Source organism: Prevotella sp. MGM1 (assembly GCF_002933775.1).
Classification (GTDB): Bacteria; Bacteroidota; Bacteroidia; order Bacteroidales; family Bacteroidaceae; genus Prevotella.
Genome location: NZ_BEWV01000121.1, coordinates 1 through 13,370 on the forward strand (window position 1 = coordinate 1; position 13,370 = coordinate 13,370).

Consider the following 13,370-nt stretch of genomic DNA (forward strand, 5'->3'; position numbering starts at 1 on the left):
GGCTCCGACACGGTGCGTATGCTGCGTGAAAAAGGCGCTACGGTATACAGTTTCTCGCGCGGCGAGACAGGCAGCGACGTGGGACGGCGCAGCGACGTGGAAGCGGCTCTGCGCAAAGTGGCGGCCCAAGAGGGGCGCATCGACTACGTGGTGAATACCGCCGGCGTGCTGAACAAGGAACCGTTGGCGGCAATGAGCGAGGAAACGATAAGCACGGCGATAGCCACGAACTATACGGGAACGGTGAACGTGGCCGTGGCGGCATATCCGTATCTCAAAGAAACGAAAGGGAAACTGATATTCTTCACATCGAGTTCGTACACAAGGGGCCGCGCGTTTTACAGCATTTACTCGTCTACCAAGGCGGCGATAGTGAACTTCGTGCAGGCGATAGCGCAGGAATGGGAATGCGACGGGATTAAAATCAACTGCATAAACCCCGAGCGCACCAAGACTCCGATGCGCGTGAAAAACTTCGGCAACGAGCCGGAAGACTCGCTACTGGCGGCCGACAAAGTAGCCGAAGCCACCCTGCGGGCACTCGCTTCCGACTATACGGGACTGGTGATAGACGTGAGAAGAAAAGGAAATGAGGAGGAATGAGAAATTGAGGAGATGAGGAGAAAGGAGTAAGGAGATAAGTAGTAGAGGGAAGAGGAAACATTATCATCTCCTCGGCAATAACAACCCGCTTCCCACCTCCTTACTCCTTTCTCCTCATCTCCTTACTACTTACCACCCAACTCCTTACTACTTACTACTCAACTCCTTACTACTTACTACTCAACTCCTAAAAAAACAACAACATGCAAAACAAATATCTGGAAGAGTTCAAAAAGGACCAACTGAGGAAGTGCCAGCTCAAACAGCTGGGCATTCTCGAAGTGATAGACGGCATCTGCCGCAGACATGGAATAGAGTATTGGCTCGACGGCGGGTCGCTGCTCGGGGCGGTGCGCCACGGCGGTTTCATCCCGTGGGACGACGATATAGACATCGCCATGCGGCTTGAAGACGTGAAACGATTCTGTGAAGTGGCACCGAAGGAACTCGGAGAGGGGCTCATGTTGCAGACAAGGAAGACGGAGCCGGACACCAAGGAACCGATAATAAAGGTGAGAGACCTCAACTCTTTCTACGTGGAGGGAGGCGATAACTTTGCCGCCACATATCAGAAAGGGGTGTATGTTGACATTTTCCCGTTCATACCATACCCCACCCTGCCACGGAAGACGGTGCGTTTCCTTACCCGAGGCATTTCAAGAAGCCGTGCCATACTGTCCAAACCCCACCGCTACTCTATACGTGCGGTGGCGGAATTCTTCTATTTCAATGCCAAATTCGCGCTCTGCCGCACCGTCTGGGCGTTGCTCTGCCTGTTCAGAAGCCGCGGCGAATATATGTCGAACACGCTCAACAACAACGGTTATGGCATCATGCACCGCACCGACAGCATCTTCCCCCTCGGCAAAATAGAGTTTGAAGGCAAGGAGTTTCCCGCCCCGGCAAACCCCGACGCATATCTCACCGACCTCTACAAGAACTACATGGAGATACCGCCCGAGGACAAACGGGTGATTCACTCGGTATTCATAATGTCCGAACTGATAAAAGAGAAGTAGTTTTTGAAAGGTAAAGAAGATGGTTGTGGAAGTTAAAGAAGATATTTGGGAAAGGTAAAGAAGATACTTTGGGAAGTTAAAGAAGTTAAGGAAGTTATCGCAGGCTGCCGCCTGCGGGAAGTTAAAGGACAATACCTAAGGATACAAGGAGGATATAATAATGAGATGAGGAGGAAACGGTTTATATATGATAAGTAAGGATTTGACGAAGAAGTAGAAATAAAACGCTTTTAAAAGAGATATACATTAATACCTGTCCTGTACGCCAATAAGCGAGAGGACAGGTATTAATTATTATAATTCCAATATTCTCAATTCATTTCCTCCTATCGACGAGGCCATGACAGAGAAGCTGCTGCCGGCCGAGCCGTATATCACGGCGGTGCGTGAGAGGGTGTACATATCCGTAAGCCCGTCTCTGATGCCGGCCACACTGTCACGGCTCGCGGGACGTTCGGATGTTATCAGCCGGTCACCGAGAGCCTCGCGCATCTCACTTTTCACGTCGTCGCTATCCGTGGCGAGGTATATCATCGTGGCGGGGAAACGCCTGAGCTCGTCTCTCGCCGCATCTACAAACAGGCTCGTGGGGCTCTTCTCTATCGACTCGGCACTGTCGGTGCGCCTTATGTGCATGCCTATCGCACGCTCGCCGAACCGCCGCTCATTGCTCTCCACCGCCTCCATGACGCTGCGCACGGGACGGAATATTTTCCCGTAAAGGCTGTTGGAGAACGTGCCGAACTCCTGATAACAACTCATGTAGCACTTCTTCCCGACAAGCCAAGACTCGAAGTCGAACCCCGCCCGCTTGCGGGGTGTCACCGTCTGCTCGTATATTCTGTCTTGATAAACTATCCGTTGCGGTAATTTCGGTATCCAGAAATTACGCTTTCGCGGTCTGTCGTTGATGAGATAATCGAGCGGGCGGGCCTCACGCAGCGAAAAAATGGAGCCGTCTACCGGCTCGAATATATCGGTGAAAGCGGCATTCAACGCCCAGTCACGGAACCAAACGACCGTCATCCGCCCCCCCACTTTCTCGCAGAGGCTGTATGCCGAGACAATGGCACGCATCCTATTGGCCAGCCCTCCCGCTGGAACGAGCAACAAACTACTTTTCAACATCATTTTATTTATATATCCTCTGCAAAGATAATAGAATTATTTTTATATATAAAACAATTACAATCAGATTACGATAGATTTTTAAATGAGACCAATAAAACAAGCAAAAACAAAACATACGACAACAAGATTATCACAGGTACTTATCTATCAGATGTGTACCTGCACTTTCTTCTTTATAAAAGAACTATCAAATTACAGAAAAAAGTAATTCTTTTCGTCAAAAATTGTTTGTCTTTTCGTATATTTGCCCTATCTAAATAATACAAACATACGAATAATTATGAAACACTTTATTTTATCATTAGTGGCATTTGCAGCCTATTCTTGTCCCGTTCTATCACAATTAAACGTGTATAGCAACGGTAATGTAGGCATAGGAAGAACCACAGGAAGCGCAAATGCCAAGTTATCAATCGGCAACGGGACGGTATATAGCAATTACAACATCGATTTGCAAACAGAAACGCCTTTAAAATCCGGATTATTCAATATAGCGATAGACGGCATCGCAAAGAATTCAACCGCTCTTAACAGCGGACGCTCCATCGGATTACGCGGCATGGCGGGAAACGCCACGACAGGATATAACTACGGAGTACTCGGTTGTCTTTGGGGTGCACAACATGGAGCAGGAGTATTCGGCACTACCTCAAATATAACAGGAGTCAGGATTCCTGGTGTTTTTGCCGGATATTTCGACGGAGATGTATGTGTCACCGGTGATCTTTCGGTCAACGGCTCTTTAACAGGAACTCTCATTACCCCAACTTCCAATAACATCAACGCCGCAAAAGCCATCAGCAACTGCGACGGAAACGAGAGTACTTCAAAAAAGATTTCCAACCTGAATGTGATATCATACTATAATCCAACACCGGCAATGCAAACGGCAGAAAAAGACGACACTATAACAACAACACGCAAACCGGCAAAAATTGAGGCACAAAGTATCACGAAAATGCACTATGGCTTATTGGCAGAAGAAATAGAATCCGTATATCCCGAACTTGTATATGAATATGAGAATGGGACAAAAGGCATTAATTACACGGAATTGATACCATTACTTATACAGTCGATAAAAGAACTGAAAACAGAAATAGACGAACTAAAACACGCATACAACACACACGGAGGACAATCTGTCACCGGGATAAAAAACACAGACGACAGTCCTGTCGCATCTCTTGGACAAAACGCTCCAAATCCATTTGATTATACGACAGACATAAAAACATTCATTCCCGTTTCCGTCAAGAATGCCAAACTTTGCATTTACGACCTTAACGGAAAACAGATAAGACAGATAACGATAGGCGAACGTGGAGAAGCCACAATAAAACTAAACGCAAACGAGTTGCAATCCGGCATATACATGTATAGCCTGATCGTGGATGACAGACTTGTAAACACGAGGAAAATGGTATTAAACAGATAACGAACAAAAACATTATGGCCATGAAAAAAAAGAAATTATCAACAATACTCGCCATTATGGCGTGCTTAATCTGCCCGCAAGTAAAATCGCAAATAAAAAAAGGCACACAGCCACCATGGAAGAATAACTACATTAAAGTACACCATAACCACAATAAAGAAGTTACAAACATTTCAATAACACATTCTACCGGACATACACGTAATGTCTTTCCAAAGGCTGCAAACGAAGTCTTATATATCCAAAATCAGACATTTACAAACACAAACAATATCAATGCGACATACGTTTTCATCGGAAGCAACGTCACATCGGAAAAAGAAAGGGGAGCTGTCATTGTCGAAAATGGGAATACAACGATAAAAGGATATAACGAAGTAAAGATAGAGGGTGAATTTGAAGTTAAAAAGGGAGCTGCGCTCATCATCAACAATAATATATAGCATTATTATATCTATCTTGTAAATATAACTTGGTTATATGGCAATAAATTCGTAATTTTGTTATTATTAAAACAATAACATATTGTGTCTTATATACACAACATATATTATTACGCCAATGAAACATCCCGCAAAGACAGACGTCGCCGTGCTGCTGATATTCTTCGCGCGCCCCGACACGTTCCGCCTCGTATTCGACGAGGTGAAAAAAGCACGGCCGTCACGACTGTTCCTATATCAGGACGGAGCGAGAGGAGAAAGAGACTGCGAGGGAATTGCCGCCTGCCGAGCCATTGCCGAGGATATAGACTGGGAGTGCGAGGTGCACAGAAAATATCAGGAGCGCAACTACGGGTGCGACCCCTCGGGCTTCATCGCCCACAGTTGGGCGTTCTCACTGGCAGACAAGTGCATCGTGCTTGAAGACGACGTGGTGCCGTCGCAATCGTTTTTCCCGTTCTGCAAAGAGATGCTCGACCGCTACGAACACGATGAGCGGATAACGATGATTGCGGGTTTCAACACCGACGAGACGACACCCGACACACCATACGACTACTTTTTCACATCCGTCTTCTCCGTATGGGGCTGGGCATCGTGGCGGCGTGTGGCCGAAAAATGGGACAGCGAATACTCGTTCATCAAAGACCGCTACGCCATGAAGCAGCTCGGCGCACTGGCAAAGCAACGCAAGTACAGGCCCGACATGATTGACATGTTCCGCGACCACTCGGAAACGGGCAAGGAATACTTCGAGACTATCTTCTGGGCCACGATGCTGTTCAACTCGGGTCTGGCCGTCATGCCCACGAAGAACATGATTAACAACGTGGGACTGACCGTTGACTCTACGCACTACTCGGCATCGTTCGACACCATGCCCCGTCGCCTGCGCCGCATATTCACCATGCGCCGCCACGAGACAGACTTTCCGCTGCGCCACCCGCGCTACGTCATCGAGGACGTGGAATACAAGGAACGGCTCTACAAGCGCAACGCATGGGGACACCCGTGGATAAAAATCCAATACTCAATCGAGGAACTTGCACGGAACTTACTGCACGGAAACTTCGGGGTAGTCGCAAAGGCGCTGACACGAAGAGTAAGGAAGTGGACTGGAAAAGAGAAGCATGTGTGAGATCCGCGTCATTCCATATTCCGATAACGCATAAACACGCAGATGAAAGAACATGTCAATCATCCCGAAAGGTTGTCCTAATCGGGATGATATTTATTTGGACTTCAAAGTCTTGGCTTCGGGATTTTACCGATAACCTTAGCAAACAGCCATGCCAGGGCCACGGCACCTATAACATAAAGCAACAGTCCCGCATACACATCGCCGCGGATAGACACGGGGATGAAAATCTTGCGTGCTATGGGGTGCGTGACAAACATGGCCGCCGACACACCGCCCACCCAAAGCAAGGGCGGCAGCACACCGGCAGGCAGCGCCTTGACGAAAAACACCGTGGCAGCCACGGCTGTCAGCGGCGCCCAAAGCCACGTATGGAAGTTAAAGCACATCAGAAGAAGCACACCCACGGTTGCAGCACAGAGCAAAGCCCACTGCCAACGACACAAGGAAGAGACTACAGCCGCATTGCGGGAACGGCCGAGCAGCACACCGGCACAGAACGGCAGCATGCCGCCTATACAGTTATAACGCAGACGACGCAGCGCCTCGTCCTCCGGTCCGCACACGGCCTGCAACAGCCAACAGACTATCACAAGGCCTACAACGACCGCAGGGCCGCGCCTATAGATCATAAGCCGATATACGATGTAAAGCTGTATCATCAGCCCGAAAAACCAGTAAGGTCCAGGCCATATACTGCGTGACGGCCAAGGCAGCAGGTTTATGTACATCAGCAACTGGGCGACAATGTCACCCGCCGTGTAATGGAACGGCCGAGGAGTGGCAACATCCACGAGCGTGAAAGCGGCGAAACCGACGAAAAGCATCGTGAGCAGCTTGAGATAATGGTAACGCACGAAGCGGAATACCGGCAAATCTGGCACATGGTCGTACTTCATCACAAGGCCGTAGCCGCTGAGAAAAAGGAATACCGGCACGCCGTAATGGCCGAAATACGAAAACAGATGCACCGGCAGCAAAGCATCGGGATCGGTGAGTATTTGGATAAGTCCCTCGTTATTGGACACACGATATAGATATTCGTTCTCTTTTGCCGGTATGGCAAGCCAGTGGCAGAAGTTGTGCAGCATTATCGCCAGTATGGCAATGCCCCTCAACGCCGAGCATTCCGCCCGGCTGAGCCATGTGTTATTTTCCATAATCATTTCTCAGTTTATCGTAATCGGTGGTGTTTTTAAGTATTCTCGGATTGCCGGCATTATACTCCGCACTCAACGGATTGCAATCTGGCCGGTATGAAGGACATGATATGCCGCCGAGATAAATCAGCAGATGAGGGAGCCGGTCGGTCATAAACGGTTTGTCCGCAGCCTCCCTTATCTCCGACATAACGTCAGGATGAGCGGCCTCATACTTTTCAGAGCACCATATCCAGAACGGCACTTCGTACTCTTCGTAGGCCGTCTCGTAAGACGGACGGTCCGAATGCGTGCGTCCGAACTTGTCCCTGTCGAACCCGAAACAGCTCTCGCCATGGTCGGACAGATATACGACAACGGCCTCACGGTTTTCAAACCGCTTTATCACGGCGTCAAGTATTGAGTCGTTATATAGCGTGGCGTTGTCGTAGTCGGCCAACACCCAGCGCGCATGGTTGTTTACATTGCGGTGCTTGTAGTCTGTGGGTTTGAACACCTTGCGGTCGCGCGGATATTTGCGCCTGTACTCGGCATGCTGCCCTTTGAGGTGGAATATGGTGAGATTTCCTTTTGCCGACGGACGCCGCAAAGTGTCGTACTCGGCGAGCAACCCCTCGTCAAACTCATGTATGTTGCTGTTTCGCACATCAAAGAGTCTGGAACTCAATTCCCGATCGGTCATGAAAAAGCCTCCGCTGAAATTGCATATAGACTCGGCGGCATCTGCCACAAACTGGTTTGTGACGAACGTAACGCCGTAACCGGCCGCACGGAATACTTCCGGGAAAAGCGGATAGTCGCTCCACCCGGCGGCATCGCCTATGACCTGCAACGAAAACATGTTCTTGAACACAAAGCTCGTGAGGTTCCACGGGCTTACCACATCGCTGAAAACAACGAGCCGCCCCTCGTCGGCTCTCGCTTTCTGTCGCGGGCTTACAGCCTTTTCGTAGCCATAGAGCTGGGAGTGGTGCCGGTTATGGCTCTCTCCTATCACAAGCACTATATCGGGAGATCGGAACGAACAGCTGTCTACCCGGGAGCTGCCGACGCTCTCCGTAAGTTTCACAAGCTGACCGGACGCAAGACGATTGGCATAGACGCTGAACGCAAGACGATACACAGGGAGATAAAGCTCCGCCTTATTTTCGTCGAGAAACGCACGCTCCACCTTTCCGAGATCGCCGGCGGAGAAAAGTTTAAACAAGGCCGACTTATTGGGCAACGTGGCGGCAATGCCCCATATCAGCAACGCAGAGACTGCTATTGCCGACGGAAAACGGCAAAGACACGAGCATCTGGCGGCTATCTCCTCGTTTACACGTGGCAGATGACGCGCACGGCGCATGACAATACCGACAATGCCGGCACCCAGATGCAGGAACGCAAGAGCCAGAAGCCAACCTACATGCGATGCCAACACTTCCCATCCGACGTATGAACTGAAAAACTGTGACGCCTCGTCATAGTTCGTCTCGCCGACAAGCAACAGCATTGTGGGCGAAAGCGAGGTATTGAAACGCTCGAAACAGTATACATCGGCTATTGAAACGGCATAAAACGCCACTGCGAACAACACTCTCGGCACACAGCGCATACGGCGGGGAACAAGGCAAAGCAACGCACAGAGCGCATACAAGTCCACAAAAAGCTCCAACGGCGCATACCTATAAGAGGGCGGAATACCGTCGGGCGACTCCGTAAAGATGACACACAGCCACCCGAGGACGTACATAAAAACAAAAAAAGAGGCATTGCCGGTTATCGGGGCGAGCAACAATCCCGCCGCCTCACGACATGCCTTCGCCATATTTCTCATAACATTCTATTATCTTGTCTTTCACCACGTCGGGCACCATGCCGTCTATCGGCTCGCCACGGACTATACGCTCCCGTATATCCGTGCTGCTGACATCGAGCAACGGGACATCCGCAAGCGTCACTCCATGAGGCAGCGACGAGCGGTCGACCACACTGCCGCGACGCGGATATATCACGACGGGATACCTGTCGAGTATTCTCTCGTGATCGTGCCACTCACCGAAACGCAGCCAATTATCCGCGCCTATAAGCAAGGTGAAACGCCGGTCGGGCATATCTGCCGACATACGGCTCAAAGTATTCCACATATACGACGGGCGCGGCAAACGGAACTCGTAGTCGCATACCTCCATACCAAGTTCCCCCGCGACTGCCATGCGGGCTATGTCAAGCCGCAACGGGTCGTCGAGCAACCGCATGCCTCGCTTGAAAGGGTTCTGCGGAGATACCACGAACCATATCTCGTCAAGGCCGACAGACTCCAACAGCCGTCCGGCAATGGCTATGTGCCCGTTGTGTATCGGATTGAACGAACCGCCGAATATTCCTGTCGAGATAATGCCCATGACGCTACGGTATCACGAAATGAAATCCTTTATAATCACGAATGCCTCACGGCAGGCCGCATCGAGATTGTCATTAACCACGATACGATCGAACCTCGGCGCGAAACCAAGCTCAAACTCGGCACGGGCAATACGGCTGTCGATGACCTCGGGTGTCTCTGTGCCACGGGTCTCGAGCCGCCGACGCAACTCATCAACCGACGGCGGACGCACGAATATGCTCAACGCACGCTCGGCATAGTATTCTTTTATTGCGCAACCGCCCTTAACATCGACATCAAGCACCACGTTCTGGCCTTCTTCCAGTTGTTTCTCAACCTGCGATTTCAACGTGCCGTAATATCGTCCGGCATATACTTCCTCGTACTCCAGAAACTCGCCGGCCCCTATCTTTGCCCTGAACTCATCGGGAGTCACGAAGAAATAGTCCTTTCCATGGGTCTCTCCCGGGCGCGGACTGCGGCTCGTGCACGACGTGGAGAAAGCCATGCGAAGCTCCTCGTGCTCCATGAGCCACCTTATAATTGTACTCTTTCCCGTTCCGCTCGGAGCGGAAAATATTATCACCTTACCTTTACAACGCATTCAGAACCTGCTCTTTTATCTGCTCCAACTCGTCTTTCATCATCACTACGATATTCTGCATCTCCGCCAGGTTGCTCTTCGAACCGGTGGTATTGATCTCACGTCCCATTTCCTGTGCTATGAAACCGAGCTTCTTTCCCTGTCCGTGCCCTTCCTCCATTGTCTCACGGAAGTATTTAAGATGGTTGGCAAGACGCTGTTTTTCCTCGCTGATGTCAAGTTTCTCTATGTAGTATATCAGTTCCTGCTCAAGACGGTTCTTATCGTATTCCACGTTGGGAATAGAGCTGAGGCCGTCTACGATACGGGTACGTATCTTTTCCACACGGGCCTTCTCGTAAGGCTCTATCGAGGCGAGAAGTGCCGATATGTTGTCGAGCTTCTCGTTAAACTTGCGTTGAAGAGCCGCGCCCTCCTGATTGCGGAACGCCGTTATCTTGTCTATAGCGGCGGAAATGGCACTGCAAGCCGCGCTCCATTCCCCGTCACTGAGCTCTTCCTGCTCGGTGCGTACCATGACATCGGGCATGCGCAACAGCGTGGCAAACCAGTCATTAGGCATGGGTATGCCGGCTTTATCTGAAATGGAACATATCTGACGATAGTAATTCTCCACAAGAGCACCGTTTATCGGCGTGGCGTCCGTACCGGCTTCTTTCTCTATCCAGATGCAAAAATCCACCTTGCCACGCTCCAACGCGCCCGACAACATCTGACGTATCTCCATCTCTTTCTCCCTGTATAGCGGGGCTATACGGGTAGAAAGGTCGAGAGCCTTGCTGTTGAGTGACTTTATCTCTACATTGATTTTCTTCTCTCCATAGGCCACAACCGCCTTGCCGTAGCCCGTCATTGACTGTATCATAATATATTGTTTAAGTTTCGCTATACTCTTTTATTTTCCGCTCTTTCACGTCCAACCGTTACATATATCCGAGCCAGCGGAGTATATCGTTAAGATTTGCCACCACCATCAGCAGGATGAGTATGCCGAAACCGATGTATTCGGCTCTTATCATAAACGTCTCGCCCGGTTTGCGGCGTGTGATAATCTCGTAAAGGAGGAACAGTACGTGTCCTCCGTCGAGGGCCGGAATGGGCAGTATGTTCATGAAAGCGAGGATGATACTGAGAAATGCCGTCATCTTCCAGAACATATACCAGTCCCATGTCGGCGGGAAGAGACTTCCGATAGCCCCGAATCCGCCTATAGACTTGGCTCCGTCGGCCGTAAACACATATTTCATGTCGTCCACGTATGTCGACAACACATGAAAACCATACTTAACTCCGGCCGGGATGCTCTCGAAGAAACCGTACCGGCGTGTCACCGGCTTATAAAGTGCGGCATACGTTTTTGCGGTAATGCCGAGTTTGAGGTCGGGCGAAAGCATCACTACAGCCGTGTCGGCAACTCCTTGCCGCAACGTGACAATCGTAGCCGTGCGTGCCTTCATACTGTCGGCACTCGTCGTGGCAACGGCCATGACATCACCAAGCTTACCCATTTCGTCGATAAACGTATTGTAACTGTCTATAGCCTTGCCGTTGAACGCTATTATCCTGTCGCCTTTCCGCATCCCGGCTTTCTCCGCCGCCGTGCCCGGCACGACGCTGTCGAGCACCGCCGGCGTGAGAGGACGCACGAACGGGGGCACTGTTTTGAGCATACCGAGCAGATTTATATCGCCCGGCAGACTTATGCTCACCGGCTTTCCGCCGCGAATAAGGTCTACACGGTGTGCTTCGGATATGCCACGGAGCATGTCTGCGCTGAAATCCTTGAAATCGCCCTTGTCCGTTCCTATGAGAATATCGCCGTCACGGAAACCGAGCGCCTTTGCCTCGGTGTTGAATTTCATGCCGTATGTCATGTCCTTGGCGGGAATATAGGTGTCTCCCCACACGAAAAGTATCATAGCATAGATAAACAGCGCAAGCAGAAAATTGACCAGAACGCCGCCTATCATGACAAGCAACCGCTGCCAGGCGGGCTTCGAGCGAAACTCCCACGGTTGTACCGGCTGCTTCATTTGCTCGGTATCAAAACTCTCGTCTATCATACCGGATATCTTGCAATAGCCGCCCAGAGGCAGCCAGCCCATGCCGTATGTGGTGTCGCTGTTCTTTGGCTTGAACTGGAACAGGTGGAACCAAGGGTCGAAAAACAGGTAGAATTTCTCTACCCTGATACCGAAAAGTTTCGCAAAGAAAAAGTGACCGCCCTCATGGAGCAGTACCAAAATAGATATTGCGAGCATGAACTGCAACGCACGTATTAAGAATATTTCCATTTATGAATTATGTATTGTGATTTGATTATCGTTTATGGACTGCAAGGTTACATCCCTCCATTCAGCCGCGGCTGTCTATCAACCCGGCAGCCACACGCCTCGCCTCCTCGTCTGTTGCCACATAGGTATCGTAAGTAGGGTTTGAGTCGAACGCCACACGGCTCATTGTCTTCTCTATAACATCGCTCATCTGCAAGAATCCGCAACGATCTTCAAGAAAGCCGCGGTTCACTATCTCGTTGGCGGCATTGACAATGCAAGGCATATTGCCGCCTTTCCTTATCGCTTCGAACGCCAGGCCAAGACAGCGGAACTTCTCCGTGTCGGGCTTGAAGAACTCCAACGGATGGCTGAAAAGGTCTAACCGTTCCGATGTAAGACGCAGACGGTCAGGATAAGAGAAAGCATATTGTATTGGCATACGCATATCAGGCACGCCGAGCTGTGCCTTTACGGCTCCGTCGCAGAACTGGACCGCACTGTGAACGATAGACTGCGGGTGTACAAGCACCTCTATCTTGTCGGCATCCACACCAAAAAGCCATTTGGCCTCGATAACCTCAAAACCCTTGTTCATCATCGTGGCACTGTCTATCGTTATCTTGGCCCCCATGTCCCAGGTGGGGTGACGCAGTGCGTCTGCCTTAGTCACGGCCGCCAATTGCTCCATGGTGAAATTACGGAACGGACCTCCCGATGCCGTGAGGAGTATTTTCTCAACCTTATTGTCTCCCTCGCCGGCAAGGCATTGGAATATCGCCGAGTGCTCACTGTCTACCGGAAGTATCGGCGTGCGGTATTGCGCCGCCAGTTCGCAGATAAGCTGTCCTGCCACCACAAGCGTCTCCTTATTCGCCAGACATATCGTCTTGCGGGCCTTTATGGCATGTATCGTAGGCGAAAGACCGGCAAACCCTACCATCGCGGTAAGCACCATATCTATCGGTCCGGCCTCCACTATCTCGTCAAGAGCTTTCGCACCGGCATAAATCTTTATGTCCGGCTCGTCGGCCAACAGCGCTTTCAACCTGTCATAACGCTGTTCATTGGCAATGACAACGGCGGCAGGCTTGAACTTCCTCGCCTGTGCCGCAAGCTCCTCCACCTTGTTGTTCGCCGTGATACAATACACCTCATACAGTTCGGAGTGCTCCTCTATCACCCGAAGAGCC

The 13,370-nt window shown here is 50.5% G+C and carries 14 protein-coding genes; 6 read left to right on the forward strand and 8 right to left on the reverse strand.

The window, feature by feature from the left end:
• The 3 genes from MoGM_RS03995 to MoGM_RS12980 all read left to right on the forward strand — a co-directional run.
• Positions 1 to 603, forward strand: a 603-nt coding sequence (locus tag MoGM_RS03995) for an SDR family oxidoreductase (RefSeq protein ID WP_146078637.1), incomplete at its 5' end; no start/stop codon positions are given.
• Between the two features lie 203 nt (positions 604 to 806).
• Positions 807 to 1,622, forward strand: a complete 816-nt coding sequence (locus tag MoGM_RS04000; RefSeq protein ID WP_104368849.1) for a phosphorylcholine transferase LicD — start codon at positions 807 to 809, stop codon at positions 1,620 to 1,622.
• Between the two features lie 45 nt (positions 1,623 to 1,667).
• A complete protein-coding gene (locus MoGM_RS12980) occupies positions 1,668 to 1,820 on the forward strand; it encodes a hypothetical protein (RefSeq protein WP_158249551.1) in 153 nt (50 codons plus the stop codon).
• Between the two features lie 96 nt (positions 1,821 to 1,916).
• Here the strand turns inward: MoGM_RS12980 and MoGM_RS04005 are convergent, their stop codons facing one another.
• On the reverse strand, positions 1,917 to 2,753 hold the full coding sequence (locus tag MoGM_RS04005) for a hypothetical protein (RefSeq protein WP_233210157.1): 837 nt from the start codon (positions 2,751 to 2,753) through the stop codon (positions 1,917 to 1,919).
• A 280-nt stretch (positions 2,754 to 3,033) separates the two neighbouring features.
• Here MoGM_RS04005 and MoGM_RS04010 point away from each other — a divergent pair, with 280 nt between their 5' ends.
• From MoGM_RS04010 to MoGM_RS04020, 3 genes are all read left to right on the forward strand, one after another.
• Positions 3,034 to 4,191 carry a T9SS type A sorting domain-containing protein gene (locus tag MoGM_RS04010; RefSeq protein ID WP_104368850.1) on the forward strand — a complete coding sequence of 386 codons (1,158 nt, stop codon included), beginning with the start codon at positions 3,034 to 3,036 and terminating at the stop codon, positions 4,189 to 4,191.
• A 20-nt stretch (positions 4,192 to 4,211) separates the two neighbouring features.
• Entirely contained in the window at positions 4,212 to 4,634 is a 423-nt protein-coding gene (locus MoGM_RS04015; protein ID WP_146078638.1) for a hypothetical protein, read from the forward strand.
• Positions 4,635 to 4,752: 118 nt separating this feature from the next.
• Entirely contained in the window at positions 4,753 to 5,772 is a 1,020-nt protein-coding gene (locus MoGM_RS04020) for a hemolysin activation protein (RefSeq protein WP_104368852.1), read from the forward strand.
• Between the two features lie 104 nt (positions 5,773 to 5,876).
• Here the strand turns inward: MoGM_RS04020 and MoGM_RS04025 are convergent, their stop codons facing one another.
• The 7 genes from MoGM_RS04025 to dxr all read right to left on the reverse strand — a co-directional run.
• On the reverse strand, positions 5,877 to 6,932 hold the full coding sequence (locus tag MoGM_RS04025; protein ID WP_104368853.1) for an acyltransferase: 1,056 nt from the start codon (positions 6,930 to 6,932) through the stop codon (positions 5,877 to 5,879).
• A complete protein-coding gene (locus MoGM_RS04030) occupies positions 6,922 to 8,751 on the reverse strand; it encodes a phosphoethanolamine transferase (RefSeq protein ID WP_233210158.1) in 1,830 nt (609 codons plus the stop codon). Before MoGM_RS04030 ends, MoGM_RS04025 begins: the two co-directional genes overlap by 11 nt.
• Positions 8,723 to 9,319, reverse strand: a complete 597-nt coding sequence (gene nadD / locus MoGM_RS04035; RefSeq protein WP_104368855.1) for a nicotinate (nicotinamide) nucleotide adenylyltransferase — start codon at positions 9,317 to 9,319, stop codon at positions 8,723 to 8,725. Before nadD ends, MoGM_RS04030 begins: the two co-directional genes overlap by 29 nt.
• 12 nt (positions 9,320 to 9,331) lie before the next feature.
• Positions 9,332 to 9,904 (reverse strand): guanylate kinase, encoded by a 573-nt coding sequence (gene gmk / locus MoGM_RS04040; protein ID WP_104368856.1) that lies wholly within the window; start codon positions 9,902 to 9,904, stop codon positions 9,332 to 9,334.
• Positions 9,894 to 10,769 carry a YicC/YloC family endoribonuclease gene (locus MoGM_RS04045; RefSeq protein WP_104368857.1) on the reverse strand — a complete coding sequence of 292 codons (876 nt, stop codon included), beginning with the start codon at positions 10,767 to 10,769 and terminating at the stop codon, positions 9,894 to 9,896. Before MoGM_RS04045 ends, gmk begins: the two co-directional genes overlap by 11 nt.
• 58 nt (positions 10,770 to 10,827) lie before the next feature.
• On the reverse strand, positions 10,828 to 12,198 hold the full coding sequence (gene rseP, locus MoGM_RS04050) for an RIP metalloprotease RseP (RefSeq protein ID WP_104368858.1): 1,371 nt from the start codon (positions 12,196 to 12,198) through the stop codon (positions 10,828 to 10,830).
• Positions 12,199 to 12,259: 61 nt separating this feature from the next.
• Positions 12,260 to 13,370, reverse strand: a 1,111-nt coding sequence (gene dxr / locus MoGM_RS04055; RefSeq protein ID WP_104368860.1) for a 1-deoxy-D-xylulose-5-phosphate reductoisomerase, incomplete at its 5' end; no start/stop codon positions are given.